Below are 16,835 nucleotides of genomic sequence, written 5' to 3'. Positions count from 1 at the left end.
GCGGGCTGACCCATTCCCGGCTCTGTCCGGAAGGCACGGCGAGCGCCGAAGCTACACCACTCCCTGGGACATCATCGCCGAGAAGCTTCGCCTGGTGTGCGACCGACAGTTTGTGTGCGCGGTCGATCATTTTTTTCCGCCCAGCAATCCCGCCTTGCCGAGCGCTCCGGCTAAAAAATCGTTCTCCAGTGTGAGTTCGCCGATCTTGGCGTGCAGCGTTTTGACATCGACGGTGGGACCCGCCGGTTCCGCCTTCGCTTCATCGCCGAAAACGCCTGTCGCCCCCTCAAAGAGCTGGTCTTTCCACTGTTTGATCTGGTTGGCGTGCACGTCAAACTGCTGGGATAATTCCACCAGCGTCTGCTCGCCTCGGATGGCGGCGAGCGCCACCTTTGCCTTGAAAGCCGGGCTGTGGTTCCGGCGCGGTCGTCTCGTCATGGTCTCTCCTGTTCCTGGCATCTAAGCCGAAGTCAGGCAGAAATTCCACTTATCCCGGCTGTTCAGATTTCCCGAGCCAGCTCTTCACATAGGCGGAGTTTACAAGAATTCATCCCCGTTCTGAATATTAGAAATATAGTATATGCACATTTGCGTCACAAATCGCTAACTAGTCAGAAGAGGCGCAGCAATGTGGAAATATGACTAAATACAACCAAAGGTCCGCATCGAAATTGAAGAGCTATTTTGCCCGGTGCCAAAACTGAATTAGCCGCGAACTGGACACGCTCCCTTTACTTATGACTATCACCACTCATAAAGATCTGCAGGTCCTTTCGGGCCGGAACGGCGACGGCGCTGGAGTACAGCGGAAAATCGACGAAGCGGACGCGACGGTGAGCATCGTCGTGCGTCGGCATGGCCCCAAACCAGTTGTTTGCGTGGTATTTATCAATGGCTGCCTTTGGGGTTTACGCACGTCGTGAATGTCGATCGGTCCTAGCCGACCGCCGTCGCAATGGTGAAGGACTTAAGCCAAGATCGAGGCCAACCGACTAAAGGGGATGATCTGCTTCATCAAGGCGATCCGCCATAATCGCGACCCTCCAGTGCGGCGACTGGGCCGGGTTTGCGCCCGCTACAACGGACCCCGCATACGCATCAAGAAAGTACCATTCGAAACGCACGGCGCAAAAAATGAGCATGACCGTGCAGAACTATCAAAAGCAAACGGGGCCGGGGCAGGCGGCGCTGTAACCGCCACCGCATGCCCGGTACTGCCATCTTGCGCTGCATGCCATCACGACGCTCTTGCCGGCGTTGGTGCTCCGGCAAACATGACCTGACCGGGATGCCCGGCCATCGTGAGGAGCTTCGCGCGATCGTGAATGCCTTCATGGTATAGGCTGAGCAGTTGCTTGGCTAGGGCGGAGGCCGGTTCGCTCTCCGTTTCGATTTGCTGTTGCCGGCATATCTCGTCGAACACGTCCCCCAGCATCGAGAGACCATCCGGATCGATGAAACTTTCCTTTGGAAGGTGACGATGGATCATGATGTTTCTCCCCTTTTGGGGTGCCGGCCGTGGCGTCCCGAAGAACAATACTAAGCTGAATCTCATGTCGCGGTCGTCAATCTTCCGTGAAAACGAGGAGCAGAGATGTCGCCAAATTAAGATGCCTACGTACACCGTCAACTCGGCGAACTCGCGGAGGGTATGCGTGGTCTGCAGCAATCCCCCGGCGGATCGAAGAGAGCGGGCAGCGATCCGAGGACAAGTCGAACGAAGTCGGGCGGTGGTTCACAAACCCATGGCCGAGCTTGTGTCACGCGTCGGCATCTCGAGACAGGCATGTCCGAGATGAAGCCGGTTACCGACGACGTGAAACGCTGGAAACTGATGGGGATTGGCGCCCTCGGCGTGATCGGTATCGGCGGCATTGTGCTCGGCGTCACATTCGCCGATGCAAAACAGGCGAATTGCCCAGGTGATCATTGGCAAAGGATGAGGGCCGGCGGGAGCTTTCCCGCCGGCTTTTGATGGTTCACTTGGCAGAGCGGGCACCTGCTATTTTGGTGGCGAATATAGGCGGCACTGCTTTTGGCGTCATTCCGGCTTCAAAGCACGCTGATACAAAATCTTCGCGCGCGATCGCCAGCGGCGTCATCTTGTTAAGCGCACCTCGGCAGGATCGAGTTGCCCTGTTGTACCTTATACCGTGGCGCAATGGCCATTCGTTCTCCAGAAAATCCAGGGCGTCATAAGGCCCATGGAAGATGTGCTCTGTGCCGTTCTGAAACGTGACAACGAGGGCAGTTGACCAAGGTAGATCTGGAAGCTTCATCGATAGTTACTCCTCCAACGTAGGCCGGCAGGCGCTAGGCCGAGATGGGGCTTGCGCCGGCACTATCTTCATGTCGATAAATGAGGCGTTGCTAAAGCACCGCGAATTGAAACGCGCAGCAAGTTCACCGGTTCCGCCGATCCGATAAAAGAACTCTACGGAGCGAGATTGCGCCGCTGGACGTGAGGAAAGCGCCTAACCCTCCATCGCGTTACAGGGGGCAGTTGCCGTCACACGCTGGCGAACCGCCACACGGTCCCCACGACAATCGCCAGCGCCATCGGGCTCCGACGACTATCATCGCAACCACGGATCGGGGGTCATCAACCACGCCGCCACCTTCGGCACGGGCGGGCTGATTGAGATCAACGTCTCCTTGCTCCCGCACCGTGAGCCGCGAACCGCAATTGTAACGAGCGTGGGCCACAGGGATCATTGCGCTTTACCGCCCAACATGAGTATGCTCTCGTTTGTCAGGCGGGAAAATATTCGCGACCTCCAGGTGAAATAGGAAGACGATCCTCTTGGGCGAAATGGTAAAAGGCCGTCTACAGAAGTCTGAAGCCGGTGGACGGGAGGCGCATCTGGGAAATGAAGCTGCGGCTTTCCTGGCGGCGATTGTTGAATCGTCCGACGACGCCATAATCAGCAAGTCCTTGCAGGGCATCATCACCACCTGGAACCTGAGCGCGGAGCGGCTTTTCGGCTATACTGCGGACGAAGCGGTTGGGAGACCGATTACAATACTTATCCCAGAGGATCGTTTAGACGAAGAGCCGGCGATTCTTGCACGCATTAACGCCGGGGAGCGGGTGGACCATTTCGAGACGATCCGCCGCCGCAAGGACGGAACCCTCATTGACATTTCTCTTACAATTTCGCCGATCCGGGACAGCGAGGGCAAGATTATCGGCGCGTCCAAGATCGCCCGGGATATTTCGGAGAGGAAGCGTGCGGTAGAACATCAGAACATGCTGCTTCGAGAGATGCATCACCGCGTCAAGAATCTGTTTGCGATTGTCGGCAGCATCATAACGCTGGCCGCCCGCACAGCGCGGACGCCTGCCGAGCTCGCAGAGAGTATGCAGAACCGATTAGTTGCACTATCGCGCGCTCACCAGATGACTTTGCCGAGCGTCAGCGGCGGGGAACAATCCCCGCCGCAGTCGACTCCGCTTTTCACGCTCCTGTCAAATCTTCTCTCTCCATTTGAAGACAAAGATGTCGGGCGATGGCGTCTGCATGGCGCGGACGCACACATCAGTGCCGACCGCGTGACAAGCTTTGCACTGCTGTTTCACGAATATGCCACCAACGCAGTAAAGTACGGCGCTCTTTCTGTGCCAGAAGGGCGGCTGGATGTTACTTTAACGGCGGACCGCGACTGTTTTGAAATCGCGTGGTTGGAATCGAATGTGAAAGCTACGGCTGTCGTGCAGCTTTCGGAAGCCGGGTTCGGAACGACCCTCGAAAAAATGTTGGTTCGCGGTCTGAATGCTCAGGTATCGAGGGAATGGCAGGCGCACGGGCTTCTGATAAGGCTCACTTTCCCGCGCAATGCGTTTGAGCTTCCATCATAAGCGATACGTCAATGTCCGTCTTTGGAGTTGCCCCCAAAAGACCGGACGTGCTCAGGCTTGAGATTGCGAGCTGATGAACTCGCGCGGGGATTGATATCCTAAGGCGCTGTGCGGGTGAAGATTATTGTAATGCTCGAACCAGAACGGCAGTTGCGCCATGACGGTTTCGGCGTCCGGGGTTGGGTTCACCGCGACGTAATCGCGCTTGAAGGTTTTGACGAAGGCCTCGGCCATGCCGTTCGATTGCGGGCTGCGCACCGGCGTCGTGCACGGTTCCATGCCGATGTCGCGCAGCAAGGACGCGGTGTCCCTGGCGATGAAGCAGGAGCCGTTGTCTGTGAGCCATTCGATGGGTTCGGACAGCATGTTGATGCGGCCGAAGCGGTTCTCCACGGCGGTGATCACGAGGTCCTGCACGTCCTGGCTCTTGATGCCCTCGGTGGTGGCGACATGGGCGATGGCCTCACGGTCGCAGCAGTCGAGGGCGAAGGCGACACGGACCTTCTCCTTGTTGTCGCAGCCGATCTCGAAGCCGTCGGAGCACCATCTGATGTTCGAACGTTCGACAGCGACCTGACCGTCGTGGAGACGATCATCGGCCGCTCCGGTGTGGCGCACCAATAGCAGGTTGTGCAGCTTCATGACCCGGTAGACGCGCTTGGCGTTGGGCCACGAACGCCCGTCTTTCCGGGCGTTGCGGCGCAGGATGGCATGGACACGCCGATAGCCGTAGGTGGGCATGTCGGCGATGATGGCCTTGATATCCGCCACCAGTTCCCGATCCGGGAGTGGTGGGCGTCCTCTGGCTCTGGAAAGGGAGCCTGTGGCACGCGCAGCGATATTCGACCGGGCGACGCCTAGAGTTTCGCAGACGGCCTTCATTCCAAAATTCCCCTCGGAAGAGAGATCGAGCGCAACATCCGTTTTTTTGGGCCACCGGCGATTTCAAGAGCTTCCTTGAGGATTTCGCTCTCCATCGTCTTCTTGCCCAGCAGGCGCTGCAACTCCTTCACCTGAGCCTGAAGCGCCCGATATTCGGATGCCGGAACAACCTCCTCTTCGGCGGCCGTCGCCGTCAACGCGCCTTGAGACGCCAGCCTGCGCCAGGCGAACAACTGGTTCGGCTGAATGCCATGACGACGGGCGACGAGGCTCACCGTCGCGTCCGCCTCATAGGTTTCCTGGATGATGGCCAGCTTCTCCGCCGTGCTCCAGCGCCGCCGTCGTTCAGGCCCCGAGAGGACCTCTATCTTATGGTTGATGCTAGTCATAATGCCGACATTACTCCTTCACACTTAACTAAGTGGGGGAGCATGTCCGGGCCTTTCGGGGGCTAATTCAGTCAATGTCCGTCTTCGAGCGCCCTCCCGATCAACGGGCGAAGCTTCTGATTGCCTCGATAAGCTGACCGTCAGAAAAGGGCTTTTCAAGCAAAATACTATTTGGGACACCATTAGCTACCCATTGTGTGGCACTGTCACCCGTAATGTAGATCACGGCGGCATTTGGTGAAAGCTTTCTCGCAGCGCGCCCTACACCCCAACCGTCTATCGATCCAGGCATACGGATATCTGAAATGATGACGTGAAATTGTCCGGGATTTTCTTGGAGTTTTTTGATCGCTGCGTCCCCAGTGTCAACGGACACGAACTCGATTTTCTCGGCCAGGAGAACATCTTCCACCATCATCCGAATAAGAGCTTCGTCTTCAACCACGAGCGCGACTATCGGAGACGTCATTTGATAATCCGTTTGAAATATTGGACGCAGATGTTGCCTAACGGCCGGTCCAATGAAGCGTTCCCCCGCTTGGGTCGAAAATAGCCGCTAGTCGCCCCTTGCACAAGGCGGCGCTCACGTCCTGAACAACTGGTAAAACACGGATAACGGTTTCGAGATGCATGATCCTCCCAAGTTCGCCGTCCTTGCCGAGATATTGCAGGCTTGTCGGCGCTTCGACAACCGATTGTCGTAGCTTCCAACTTGCGCATCATCGACGATCGTCGGTCGCAGCCGGCCGAGGCTCCATGTACCACCACTCCCTGGAACATTATCCCGTGGTAGCCGTGCCGCGGTCGTGACCGAAACTCCACTTCTTGCAGCCCAGTTGCACCACTCCTCATAGAGTGGCCAGATCCGTTCGCCAGGCTTCTCGTCGCTCATCGCGGTGTTTCGTGTTTGTTCACGTTATGGCATAGGTCTTGCGGCATGCGGTCTCCGGAGCAAGAAGGAAAAGGCCAATGGCCAGACGATCGCCCAGCCGTTTGAAATACAATAGTGAGCGCTATGCGTTTCTCAGCGCGGCAACCGCCCCTGCATGGCGTCCCTTGGGACCTCATGACAGAACTGGCCACCTCCGGCTATGACTATGCAGGAGTGAGCGATCTCAGCCAGGTATGCGATGCCGTTGAGCGGGTGACTGGTGAAGTCCCGCCCTGACGCAGGTCGCGACGAGCATGCCGAATGGGCGGCGATCAGCTTAACGCCGCCGAGTGACCAGCGGAGGCCCTTGTTTCAACCTCCGCTGGCTTTCCGGGCTCTTGCCCAACGGCGCGAATTCGAGCCGTAGGGCCACAGGGGTCGGGCCCATAATCGGAAACTCAGCGGGCGGGGAAAAGTTCCTACCCACTGCTTGAGGTTATGGCGGGTTTCATTCCAGTTGCTTGCAGTGGGAGCGAGTCCTCAACGTTTGAGGGCATCGCGGGACACCCACCGATAGAACCAGTACACCGCAAGAAAGAAGGCGATGATTTCGATGAGTTCAAATGTCATTGCGTTTGATCCTGGCTCGATTTTTTGCTCGCGCCTATTAACTGCGCGTTAAGCTATCCGCAATTCCCGCCATGCGCATAGAGGGTCACACTTTGTAACAGATTGGCATGGATGCATGCTTGCATGCCAAATGGGCCGCCCATGGATCGGGGAGGGCCGGCATGTGGCTGGATGGAAGGCGCCTCCGAGAGTAAACGTTTTGAAGGTTGAAGTGAGTCAAACGGCAAGACGTGCCCGTGCATAAATGAACTGTGCCTCTTCTCCTGACGGAACAATAAATGGCGCGCTGGATTGATTCAGTTCCCACTAAGACGGAGGATCGAAAAAATGGATCATACCAGTCACGTTCGCCTTTCACCCACCGAACTCACGCCGGATATCCTCGAAGGCGCAACGATCTATGGCCCAGACGACGATAAGATCGGAAAACTTGACCATCTCCATGGCAGTACCGCGGTCATCGACGTCGGTGGCTTTCTCGGCATCGGTGCCAAGCCGGTCGCTGTACCATTGGGCGATCTCGAATTCATGCGGGATGAGGATGGCGATGTGCATGCGATCACAGCCTGGACCAAAGATCAATTAGAGGCAGCGCCCGAACACTATGACTGAAATCCCTGTCTCAGGGCCGCGGTTGGCTTAATGGCCGCGGCCCAACCGGCTGATCGGCGCCGTGCTGTTCTTGCCGGTGCTACCGCAGCAGTATCCAAAACAACGTACCAAGCACGACGATCGAAGCCGCGATTAGAGCGAGCACACGCCCAAGGCCTTCGTTCGTGTTCGTGTTGCGCCCTACGATCAAGTAGTAGAGCGATGGTGAATCGTGGCCGTTTTCCATTTGCGTCCTCCATTCACGCTTCGCCGTGGACCGGGCTGTCCTCATCAAGGTCGTCGGCCGACAGATAGCCATGGCCCTCCAGCCAGTCGCGCAGGATCGCCCCGATGGCATAGGGTTGGCTCAAGCCGAGATCCCGGCGCGCCAGCTCCAGCGCTTCGCTAACGTCGTCGTCCAGGATAAGGCCATCAATCATTCTGACATCTTCCCATAGTAGGTGGTTGGCGGCGGCGATGCCTCATGCGCCTGCGCGAGCGTTTCGAGCCACGCGGCGAGGCCAGCTGGAATTTCCTCGTTCCCAGCTTCTAGCGCTTCAACCCAAGACAACTGGCATTGGAGTGCAGACGCGAGGTAGATCGGCGTCCACCGGATGAGAAGAAGGCATTCAGTGAAGCGAGCTGGGGTCATGCGGGGTTTCCTTGTCCATCGCTGGTCCACGAACCGCTGCCCGCAACCTGTCATGGTGATGCGAGGAGTCAAGCGGCTCCATGGGCACATCAACTGCGGTGTGGGTTGATGACCCCAGCCCCTTGTGCTCAATTCCAGCCATGGCGAATCTCAACGCGAAACTTTCAGACATTGGCCTAAGACCAGGGCTTGTGGCGCAGCTCAGTCAACACGGCTTCGAACGCGTGGCTGACATGATCGACATGTCGAACGCGGAAATCTTACGTATCCCCAACATGGGCGGCGTCTGCTATCGCCGTCTCTGCGCCGCCATGGGACGAGAGCCACATTCGAAAAGATAAGGACCGCGCTTGATGCCGGTCTTTTCGCCGCATTGTAGGCTGTCGAACACTACGAGATCGAGCGGTATGGTTCGCTACGTGAATGGGCGAAGGATCTCGGCCAGGAGAAGGCGACAAACAACAAGCTCACCAACCTCGCAGTGACGTCAATCAACAAGGTGTCGGCTGCGACGAAGGCAGCCTAGAGAATGCAGGGGAGGCCGCTGCGCCCTGCCTACGGAGACCGATCGGCATGCACAAGTATCGTCGTTCCAGTTGGGAGCGAAGCTTGGCACTGGATTGCAAGTCGGGCCTCTGGTAGCTTCTTGTTGGGCAGGGAGGCGTCTGGAGGCTTGGCCTGAGCAACCAATCATCTGCATGTCTTCCTCCGGCGCTCTGCTGCATGGGGCGCCGGCTTGGCCCTTTGCCGCACAACGGTTTCTGCGGGAACCTTTGGGCTCTGCGCCAGTTCCTCGCTATCGATCGAGGAAGGATCATGCGAGCTGTGATTGTCGAAATGATGTTGATCATTGGAGCGCTGGGATTCCTGGCGCTGGGGATTATTGCCCTGTAGGCACGTTCCATTTCGGTTAATCTGGATAGATGACGCTCTCTTTTGGATCTAGCGGGCCATCGGGTTCCGTGACGGGGATGCTGGCAGCGTAGACAAATGCTGCAATCACTGCAGCTACGATCAGGACGACCAACATCGCCTGTCTGCCATTGCGAATTGGAGCTACCTTCATCCACTTAAAATGGGCGACAGGTCGGAGTGGTTCCATCTGCGGGAGAGTCTTGGATTTTCAATCCAGCCTCATGCGACAGTTGTTCCATAGCCATTTTCATTGCGAACTCGCTGGAGGTGATCTTGCCAAGCGATGAGTGGGGTCTGTTTTATTGATTGCCACCGATGGGTTGGATGCCCCTCCCACCAGCATTGCCGTGTGCCAAGATGGTGACGCGTAAAGTCACCAACACAGGAGGAGGCATATGGAGGACGTTAGTATTGTCGGCCTGGACCTTGCCAAGGTGGTGTTTCAGATTCACGCGGCTGGAGCGGATGGCGGCGTTTTCCTGCGCAGGAAGCTATTGCGCGGCCAAGTTCTTGCCGCGGTGCATTGTTGCGATGGAAGGCTTGTGCTGCCGCGCATGAATGGGCACGCGAGATGGGTAAGCTCGGCCATGAAGGTCGCTTGCTACCACCTGCGTACGTAAAGCCTTCGTCAAACGGCAGGAGAATGATGCAGCCGGCGCCGAGCCAGCATCGTCGACTACGACGCCCGCGGCCTTTGCACCGGCTTTCGCTGTCTGGGCGGCGACATCATCGAGCGAGGTGGCCGCAAGTTTCGCAATGGCGGCGACGTCGTCGAGCAGCGCGAGAAGCCCAGTTGCCATACGATTGTATCCATTCGCCAATGTAACGAAATTATCTCTGAGCATTTTTAGTTTGGATAGCGTGCCATCGTGACTGTGTCTCACTCGCGAGGCCATCTACCACATTTCGCTACGGAGATTGATGTCCGCTTCTACGCACGACATCCGAAGTCCGCGATTTGTCGCCGTCAGCAAGGACAGGATCCGCGCGGAAGAGCAGGCAGGTCGGTTAGAGCGTTAGCTGTAGCTGCTCGGTCGGGCATGCTGCCGCACCCTCAAGCGAGGATAGGGTCACGCCGAGCAAGCGGACGCCTTTTTCGGGCGGAAACAGCGGCTTGAGAAGCAAGATTGCGATCTCTTCGATATCGCCCGCAGACGCCATCGGCCGCTCAGTTGACTTTGCCCGCGTGATCTGAGTGAAGTCGGAGTATTTCACCTTCAACGTGACTGTCTTCGCCCTGATGGCGTTGGTCTCGCAGTAGCGCCACACCTTGGTGATCAGCGGTCGCAGTCCCTCCAGCGCCGGCTCATAGGACTGTATGTCGTGGACGAAGGTGTCCTCCGCGCCTACAGATTTGCGGACGCGATCCGGCTTTACGCGACGCTCGTCAATTCCTCGAGCGATGCCGAAGAAATATGGACCCGATTTCCCAAAATGTTCGACGAGGAACTGCAAATCCTTAGCCCTGAGATCGGCTCCGTTCTGGATGCCGAGGCGACGCATTTTTTCGGCGGTCGCAGGCCCGACCCCGTGGAATTTCTTTACAGGGAGCGTTTCGACGAAACGGGGACCAACCTTGGGGGTGAGCACGGCCTGGCCGTTCGGCTTGTTGAGATCGCTGGCCATCTTGGCGAGGAACTTGTTATAGCTGATGCCTGCTGATGCGTTCAAACCCGTTGCGGCCTTAATCCTGGTGCGGATTTCAAGGGCGATCTCGGTGGCGATCTCCATGCCCTTGAGGTTTTCCGTCACGTCAAGATAGGCTTCGTCCAAAGACAGAGGCTCGATCAGGGGCGTGTAGTCCGCGAAGATTTCCCTGATCTGAGCGGACACGGTCTTGTAGACGTCGAAACGCGGCTGGACGAAAATGAGGTCAGGGCATTTCCGTTTCGCGGTCACAGACGGCATGGCGGAATGGACGCCATAGGTCCGTGCCTCGTAGCTGGCTGCCGCCACGACGCCGCGTGCTTCTGAACCTCCGACGGCAACCGGCTTCCCCCGCAGTTCCGGGTTGTCGCGTTGCTCGACCGAAGCGTAGAAGGCATCCATGTCGATATGGATGATCTTGCGGACACGGTCTGCCGCGGCGGGGTCAGTCTCTGCGGTCATCAGGGCATCCAGTCATGCGACGGCATCTACCACCGGCTCAATCAACAATTCGTCCGGGAGCGCTTCCTCCCAGGGAGCCGTAAGCCAGGTCTCGACTCGCCCCTTGGTGGTCAAGATCACCGGCATGGCCTCCTCAGTCCTGGCAGGGACCGTGATGTGTTTCCTTTTCCTGATCAAACTCACGATCTCACGGACAGCATGCCGTCGTAGCGGACACGGCAGGAGACCGGGAGAACCTTGCAGGGCAGGCTCTGGAGAATAATCCCATGGGGCAGGAATTTTTTCTTCATTCGGTCCTTTCACCGATCTGTGGATGGGCAATCATTAGCTCTTTGATTTCGTTTCCTGATCCAGCCTCGAGCCTCTGTGGACGGCCGTTGGATGGGCGATTTTGACGATAACATCACGATTGACTCAAATGCCGAGTAGGAACAAACAAAGAACATAGTCGCTTTCGGGCGGTTTGAGAACCGGTTTTTACAGAGGCCATCGATGGCGCGCGGTGCCGCAAATCCAGTAATTTCCGAGCTTCAAGGGCGCATTCAGCACCTCGAAGGGACGGCGAAGCGCCTGAAGCGGGTCCTTCCTTTTGACATTCCCGATATCGACGACCGGCTGCCGGGTGGAGGCCTTTCATTCGGCGCACTGCATGAGTTCGCCGGTGGTGGAGCGGGCACGGTGGACGGCGCTGCCGCCGCGTTGTTCGCGGCAGGTATTGCGGCACGGACGAAGGGTCACATCGTCTGGTGCTTGACGCGGCCCGACCTGTTTTTCCCCGCACTGGCCCAGGCCGGTCTGCATCCGAAACGGGTGATCTTCGTCGAGAGCGACCGGGAGGAGGACGTGCTGGCCTCGATGGAAGAGGCTTTGGCCTTCGGGGGGCTAGGTGCTGTGGTTGGAGAGCTGGTGCGGCTTCCGATGACGGCGTCGCGGCGGCTTCAGTTTGCGGCCGAAAAGACCGGCACCATGGGGCTGGCAGTTCGGCGATGGCGACGCCAGACCGAAGCCAACGACTACGGTCAGCCGACGGCCGCGACCACGCGGTGGCGTGTGAGTGTCCTTCCGAGCGAGGCGCTTCCCGTTCCCGGTGTTGGGCGGGCGCGGTGGTTTCTGGAGTTGATGAGAGTGAAGGCGGGCGAGTGCGCAGAGTTTTTCGTCGGAGCGTGTGATGCCACGGGTCGTATCAATCTATCTGCCGGACCTGGCAACGGACAGGATCAGACGGGCCGATCCGTCTATTCCGGTTGAGCAAGCCATAGCCGTCATCGCCCGAAGCGGTTCGAAGCGGTGGGTGTCGGCTGCCAACGCCGCTGCCAGGAGATCAGGTGTCCGTGTCGGCATGGCGGCGGCAAAAGCCCAGGCGATCTTCCAGGAGCTTCTGCTCGTGGACGCCGATCCGCAGGCTGACGCTGCCGCTCTCGAACGGATAACGCTCTGGGCGTTGGGGCAGTATTCCCCCATCGTCGCCGTCGATGCACCGGATGGCATTGTCATGGACACCGAAGGCGCGGATCATCTGCAAGGCGGCGAGGCACTGATGCTGTCTGGGATCGCCAATCGTTTCCGCGGCAGGATGCTGACCGCCCGTGTAGCCGTCGCTGACACCTGGGGCGCGGCTCATGCCTGCGCCCGTGCCATCAAACGGGAAACCGTTGTCGTGCCGGCTGGCGAGACGGCCCGTGCGGTCGAAGGGCTGCCCTTGTCCATGTTAAGGCTCCCAGCCAAAACCGTCGATGATCTCCGCATGCTCGGCTTCAGAACCATCGGCGAGCTATCCGCAAAGCCACGGGCACCTCTGGCGCTTCGTTTTGGACCTGAGATCGGCCGCCGCCTGGATCAGATGTTTGGTCGAATGGCGGAACCCATCGATCCTGTCCGGACACCGGAGCTGATCGAAGTAAGCCGAGCCTTCGCGGAACCCATCGGCGCGGCCGAAACGATCAACAAGTATGTCGGTCGCCTCGTCGTGCAACTGGTGGCGGAGCTGCAGCGGAAGGGGCAGGGCGTTCGTCGAGCCGATCTGATCGTCGGGAAGATCGATGGCACCCGCCAGGCCATCCGCGCTGGTACGGCCAAGCCTGCCCGAGATGTCGCCTGGCTGACAAAGCTCTTTCGGGATCGCACGGAAAAGATCGAGCCGGGCTTCGGTATCGAGAAGCTGACCCTGGTGGCGGTTATGACCGAGCCGCTCGAGGAGCTGCAGAAGTCGTCGTCGCTCGTGGAGGACGAAACGAGTGATGTTACGCCTCTCGTCGATATCTTCGGGAACCGCGGTCACCGAGTCTATCGCATGGCACCCGTATCCTCCGACGTGCCGGAGCGCAGCGTGCAACGTATCGCCGCCGCTGCAGTCTCCGATGAAACCTGGGCGAACCACTGGCCCCGGCCGGTTCGACTGCTGGCGCGTCCAGACCGCATCGAAGCGATTGCGCTGATGCCGGACCATCCGCCTGCGAGCATCACCTGGCGTGGACGGCGGATGAAGGTCAAGCGCGCCGACGGGCCCGAACGGGTATTCGGCGAGTGGTGGAAGCGCGACGCCGAGCTGGAGGCTGTGCGTGACTACTTCGTCGTCGAGGGGGAGGGCGGGGAGCGACTTTGGATATTCCGCCAGGGAGATGGCGTCGATCCGGCAACCGGGTCGCATCGATGGTTCGTCCATGGAATATTCGCATGAGCTACGCCGAGCTCCAGGTTACCACCCACTTCAGCTTCCTGCGCGGCGCGTCCTCGGCCGACGAGTTGTTTGCATCCGCAAAAGAACTCGGGATCGAGGCGCTCGGTGTGGTCGATCGAAACTCGCTTGCCGGAATCGTCCGGGCGCTGGAGGCATCGCGTGCGACCGGCGTCCGTCTCGTCGTCGGCTGTCGCCTTGACCTACAGGATGGGATGTCGGTCCTGGTCTATCCCACAGATCGCGCTGCCTATTCCCGGCTGACGCGCCTGCTGACACTCGGGAAGGAGCGTGGCGGCAAGGCGAACTGCATCCTGACACTCGATGACGTCATTCTCTACGCCGACGGCCTGATCGGCGTCCTTGTGCCTGACCTCGCCGACGAAACCTGCGCGGTAAGGCTGCGGAAGATGGCCGACATCTTCGGTAACCGCGCCTACGTCGCCCTCAGTCTTCGTCGACGCCCGAACGATCAATGGCGGCTTCATCAGATTTCGAATCTGGCGGCGCAATTCAAGGTCAGGACGGTCGTCACCAACGACGTGCTCTTCCATGAGCCCGGCCGCCGTCAACTCCAGGATGTCGTAACCTGCATCCGCAACAACACCACGATCGACGAAGTTGGCTTCGAGCGCGAGCGGCATGCCGACCGATACCTGAAACCACCAGAGGAAATGGAGCGGTTGTTTCCGCGGTATCAGGAAGCGCTTGCGAGAACGATGGAGATCGTCAACCGCTGCCGTTTCAGTCTCGACGAACTGACCTACCAATACCCGGAGGAGGCCTTCGTGGACGGGAAGGATGCCCAGCAATCGTTGGAACACTATGTTCGCGAGTGCATCCCGAACCGTTATCCGGAGGGTCTGCCGCAGAAGGTGCTGCGCGCAGTCAGGCACGAGCTCGATCTGATCAAGGAGATGCGCTATGCACCGTACTTCTTGACGGTCTTCTCGATCGTGCGGTTCGCCAGAAGCCAGGACATCATCTGCCAGGGGCGGGGCTCGGCTGCCAACTCGGCCATCTGCTACATCCTCGGCATCACCTCGATCGATCCCGAGACCAACGATCTTCTGTTCGAACGGTTCGTCTCGAAGGAGCGCGACGAACCGCCCGATATCGACGTCGATTTCGAACACGAACGGCGGGAGGAGGTCATCCAGTGGATTTACAAGACATACGGGAAGGATAGGGCAGCGCTCTGCGCCACCGTCAACCGCTACCGGGCGAAGGGGGCGATCCGCGACGTCGGCAAGGCGCTCGGCTTGCCGGAGGACATCATCAAGGCCCTGTCATCGGGGATGTGGCATTGGTCCGAAGAACTGGTCAGTGATCAGCGGCTGACGACCGCGGGTTTGAATCCCAAGGATCGGCGTCTGGCCCTGACCCTAAAGCTGGCGCAACAGTTGATGGGCGCACCACGCCATCTGGGACAGCACCCCGGCGGTTTCGTCCTCACGCACGACCGCCTGGACGATCTTGTGCCGATAGAGCCCGCCACCATGGCCGACCGTCAGGTGATTGAATGGGACAAGGACGATATCGAGGCGTTGAAGTTCATGAAGGTCGACGTGCTCGCCATCGGTATGCTGACCTGCATGGCGAAGTCCTTCGCCCTCCTCAGGCAGCACAAGGACGTCGATCTCGACCTTGCGGCCATCCCGCACGAGGACCCCGCCACCTACGCGATGATCCGCAAGGCTGATACCCTCGGGACGTTTCAGGTGGAGAGCCGGGCGCAGATGGCCATGCTTCCGCGACTGAAGCCCCGAACCTTCTACGATCTGGTGATCCAGGTGGCGATTGTCCGACCAGGGCCGATCCAGGGCGATATGGTGCACCCATATCTTCGTCGCCGAGAGGGCAAGGAGGCCGTCCACTATCCGACGCCGGAGCTGGAGGCCGTTCTCGGCAAGACGCTGGGCGTGCCGCTGTTTCAGGAGAGCGCGATGAAAGTCGCGATGGTCTGCGCGGGCTTCACCGGGGGGGAGGCCGATCAGCTGCGCAAATCGATGGCCACCTTCAAGTTCACGGGTGGCGTCAGCCGCTTCAAGGACAAGCTTGTGTCCGGGATGATCAAGAACGGATACTCGGCCGACTTCGCCGAGAAGACCTTCAGCCAGCTGGAGGGGTTCGGCTCTTACGGTTTTCCGGAGAGCCACGCCGCCTCATTCGCGCTCATCGCCTATGCCTCGAACTGGATGAAGTGCCATTATCCCGAGGTGTTCTGCGCGGCGCTGATCAACAGCCAGCCAATGGGCTTCTACGCGCCAGCCCAGATCGTCGGGGACGCCAGGAACCATGGCGTCGAAATCCGGCCCGTCTGTATCAACCGGTCCAGGTGGGACTGCACGTTGGAGCAGATCGGGGAAACCGACCGGCACGCGGTCCGCCTCGGCATGAGGCTCGTGAAAGGTTTGGCGGACATTCATGTCGCGAGGATCGTTGCCGCCCGCATGAACAGGTCGTTCGAGTCCGTCGATGATGTCTGGCGGCGCTCGAATGTGGCGGCAGAAGCCCTGGTACAACTCGCCGAAGCCGATGCATTCCGGCCATCGTTGGGATTACAGCGCCGTGATGCCCTCTGGGGAATCAAGGCGCTCCGAGATGAGCCGCTACCGCTTTTCGCGGCCGCCTCCGAACGTGAAACTCGGGCCATTGCCGAGCAGCAGGAGCCGAAGGTGGAACTTCGGCAGATGACCACGGGACACAACGTCGTGGAGGACTACGAACACACCGGGTTGACTCTTCGAGAGCATCCCGTCGCGTTCCTTCGAAAGGATTTGACGGAGCGTCGCATCCTCACCTGCGCCCAGGCGATGAATGCCAGGGATGGGCGATGGATGATGACGGCCGGGCTGGTTCTGGTCAGGCAGAGGCCAGGCAGTGCGAAAGGGGTGATGTTCATCACCATCGAGGATGAAACCGGCCCGGCCAACATAGTCGTCTGGCCGTCGCTATTCGAGCGTCGCCGCCAGGTCGTCCTCGGATCGACGATGATGGCAATCAACGGACGTATCCAGCGGGAAGGGGATGTCGTTCACCTCGTCGCCCAGCAGCTATTCGATCTGTCCCGCGAGCTTTCGGGTCTTGCGGATCGCGATCTCGGCTTTGCTCTACAGACGGGACGGGGCGATGAATTCGCGCACGGAGGTCGCGATAGTCGGGCCTCTGTCAAGCCACGGGACAGATGATGTCCCAGGGAGTGGTGTAGCTTCGGCGCTCGCCGTGCCTTCCGGACAGAGCCGGGAATGGGTCAGCCCGCC

12 protein-coding genes and 5 pseudogenes are annotated in these 16,835 nt (G+C 59.1%); 8 read left to right on the top strand and 9 right to left on the bottom strand.

Going from position 1 to position 16,835, the window contains the following annotated elements; genetic code table 11:
* Window positions 1-76: 76 nt before the first annotated feature.
* Together OCK02_RS25605 and OCK02_RS25600 are read right to left on the bottom strand one after the other, a co-directional pair.
* A pseudogene (locus OCK02_RS25605) lies at window positions 77-438 on the bottom strand (transposase); the annotation flags it as partial.
* A 799-nt stretch (window positions 439-1,237) separates the two neighbouring features.
* On the bottom strand, window positions 1,238-1,489 hold the full coding sequence (locus OCK02_RS25600; protein WP_263815487.1) for a hypothetical protein: 252 nt from the start codon (window positions 1,487-1,489) through the stop codon (window positions 1,238-1,240).
* A 132-nt stretch (window positions 1,490-1,621) separates the two neighbouring features.
* On the opposite strand from OCK02_RS25600, the pseudogene OCK02_RS25595 reads away from it, so the two are divergent.
* Window positions 1,622-1,975: pseudogene (locus OCK02_RS25595) on the top strand (DUF1515 family protein); the annotation flags it as partial.
* 4 nt (window positions 1,976-1,979) lie between these two features.
* On the opposite strand, the gene OCK02_RS25590 reads toward OCK02_RS25595, so the two are convergent.
* Complete coding sequence (locus tag OCK02_RS25590) at window positions 1,980-2,279, bottom strand: DUF982 domain-containing protein (RefSeq protein WP_263815485.1); 300 nt, start codon at window positions 2,277-2,279, stop codon at window positions 1,980-1,982.
* 533 nt (window positions 2,280-2,812) lie between these two features.
* Between OCK02_RS25590 and OCK02_RS25585 the strand changes: the two genes are divergently transcribed.
* Entirely contained in the window at window positions 2,813-3,859 is a 1,047-nt protein-coding gene (locus OCK02_RS25585) for a sensor histidine kinase (RefSeq protein WP_263815488.1), read from the top strand.
* Between the two features lie 51 nt (window positions 3,860-3,910).
* Here OCK02_RS25585 and OCK02_RS25580 read toward each other — a convergent pair.
* A protein-coding gene (locus OCK02_RS25580; protein ID WP_263815483.1) for an IS3 family transposase occupies window positions 3,911-5,130 on the bottom strand; the annotation gives its coding sequence in 2 pieces (ribosomal slippage) (window positions 3,911-4,794 and window positions 4,794-5,130; 1,221 coding nt in all).
* Between the two features lie 100 nt (window positions 5,131-5,230).
* Window positions 5,231-5,599 (bottom strand): response regulator, encoded by a 369-nt coding sequence (locus tag OCK02_RS25575; RefSeq protein ID WP_263815482.1) that lies wholly within the window; start codon window positions 5,597-5,599, stop codon window positions 5,231-5,233.
* 1,359 nt (window positions 5,600-6,958) lie between these two features.
* Here OCK02_RS25575 and OCK02_RS25570 point away from each other — a divergent pair.
* Window positions 6,959-7,243, top strand: a complete 285-nt coding sequence (locus OCK02_RS25570) for a PRC-barrel domain containing protein (RefSeq protein ID WP_263815481.1) — start codon at window positions 6,959-6,961, stop codon at window positions 7,241-7,243.
* A gap of 239 nt (window positions 7,244-7,482) precedes the next feature.
* Here OCK02_RS25570 and OCK02_RS25565 read toward each other — a convergent pair whose 3' ends face one another.
* Both OCK02_RS25565 and OCK02_RS25560 read right to left on the bottom strand, forming a co-directional pair.
* Window positions 7,483-7,662, bottom strand: a complete 180-nt coding sequence (locus OCK02_RS25565; protein WP_263815480.1) for a hypothetical protein — start codon at window positions 7,660-7,662, stop codon at window positions 7,483-7,485.
* Entirely contained in the window at window positions 7,659-7,874 is a 216-nt protein-coding gene (locus tag OCK02_RS25560; RefSeq protein WP_263815479.1) for a hypothetical protein, read from the bottom strand. Before OCK02_RS25560 ends, OCK02_RS25565 begins: the two co-directional genes overlap by 4 nt.
* Before the next feature lie 343 nt (window positions 7,875-8,217).
* Between OCK02_RS25560 and OCK02_RS25555 the strand changes: the two are divergent.
* Window positions 8,218-8,400, top strand: a pseudogene (locus OCK02_RS25555) (DUF892 family protein); the annotation flags it as partial.
* A 784-nt stretch (window positions 8,401-9,184) separates the two neighbouring features.
* Window positions 9,185-9,452 (top strand): annotated as a pseudogene (locus OCK02_RS25550) (IS110 family transposase); the annotation flags it as partial.
* A gap of 50 nt (window positions 9,453-9,502) precedes the next feature.
* Here OCK02_RS25550 and OCK02_RS25545 read toward each other — a convergent pair.
* Both OCK02_RS25545 and dinB read right to left on the bottom strand, forming a co-directional pair.
* A pseudogene (locus OCK02_RS25545) lies at window positions 9,503-9,589 on the bottom strand (DUF808 family protein); the annotation flags it as partial.
* A 208-nt stretch (window positions 9,590-9,797) separates the two neighbouring features.
* Entirely contained in the window at window positions 9,798-10,898 is a 1,101-nt protein-coding gene (gene dinB / locus OCK02_RS25540) for a DNA polymerase IV (protein ID WP_263815478.1), read from the bottom strand.
* Window positions 10,899-11,390: 492 nt separating this feature from the next.
* Between dinB and OCK02_RS25535 the strand changes: the two genes are divergently transcribed.
* Genes OCK02_RS25535 through OCK02_RS25525 form a run of 3 tightly spaced genes read left to right on the top strand, consistent with a single transcriptional unit; the run spans window position 11,391 to window position 16,763 of the window.
* A complete protein-coding gene (locus OCK02_RS25535) occupies window positions 11,391-12,146 on the top strand; it encodes an ImuA family protein (RefSeq protein ID WP_263815477.1) in 756 nt (251 codons plus the stop codon).
* A complete protein-coding gene (locus tag OCK02_RS25530) occupies window positions 12,067-13,575 on the top strand; it encodes a Y-family DNA polymerase (protein WP_263815476.1) in 1,509 nt (502 codons plus the stop codon). Before OCK02_RS25535 ends, OCK02_RS25530 begins: the two co-directional genes overlap by 80 nt.
* Window positions 13,572-16,763 (top strand): error-prone DNA polymerase, encoded by a 3,192-nt coding sequence (locus OCK02_RS25525; protein ID WP_263815475.1) that lies wholly within the window; start codon window positions 13,572-13,574, stop codon window positions 16,761-16,763. The genes OCK02_RS25530 and OCK02_RS25525 overlap by 4 nt, the downstream gene beginning before the upstream one ends.
* Window positions 16,764-16,835 lie beyond the last annotated feature (72 nt).

It is taken from the genome of Rhizobium sp. TRM96647, from assembly GCF_025780115.1.
In the GTDB taxonomy this organism is placed as follows: Bacteria; Pseudomonadota; Alphaproteobacteria; order Rhizobiales; family Rhizobiaceae; genus Mycoplana.
The sequence above is the reverse complement of the archived record's forward strand: the minus strand, read 5'-3'. Positions and strand labels throughout refer to the sequence as shown.

Bases quoted from the DNA above. Each gene is read 5' to 3' on its own strand.
- OCK02_RS25560 (WP_263815479.1), bottom strand. From the start codon at position 7,874: ATGACCCCAGCTCGCTTCACTGAATGCCTTCTTCTCATCCGGTGGACG.
- OCK02_RS25565 (WP_263815480.1), bottom strand. From the start codon at position 7,662: ATGATTGATGGCCTTATCCTGGACGACGACGTTAGCGAAGCGCTGGAG.
- OCK02_RS25570 (WP_263815481.1), top strand. From the start codon at position 6,959: ATGGATCATACCAGTCACGTTCGCCTTTCACCCACCGAACTCACGCCG.
- OCK02_RS25575 (WP_263815482.1), bottom strand. From the start codon at position 5,599: ATGACGTCTCCGATAGTCGCGCTCGTGGTTGAAGACGAAGCTCTTATT.
- OCK02_RS25525 (WP_263815475.1), top strand. From the start codon at position 13,572: ATGAGCTACGCCGAGCTCCAGGTTACCACCCACTTCAGCTTCCTGCGC.
- OCK02_RS25600 (WP_263815487.1), bottom strand. From the start codon at position 1,489: ATGATCCATCGTCACCTTCCAAAGGAAAGTTTCATCGATCCGGATGGT.
- OCK02_RS25590 (WP_263815485.1), bottom strand. From the start codon at position 2,279: ATGAAGCTTCCAGATCTACCTTGGTCAACTGCCCTCGTTGTCACGTTT.
- dinB (WP_263815478.1), bottom strand. From the start codon at position 10,898: ATGACCGCAGAGACTGACCCCGCCGCGGCAGACCGTGTCCGCAAGATC.
- OCK02_RS25530 (WP_263815476.1), top strand. From the start codon at position 12,067: ATGCCACGGGTCGTATCAATCTATCTGCCGGACCTGGCAACGGACAGG.
- OCK02_RS25535 (WP_263815477.1), top strand. From the start codon at position 11,391: ATGGCGCGCGGTGCCGCAAATCCAGTAATTTCCGAGCTTCAAGGGCGC.
- OCK02_RS25585 (WP_263815488.1), top strand. From the start codon at position 2,813: ATGGTAAAAGGCCGTCTACAGAAGTCTGAAGCCGGTGGACGGGAGGCG.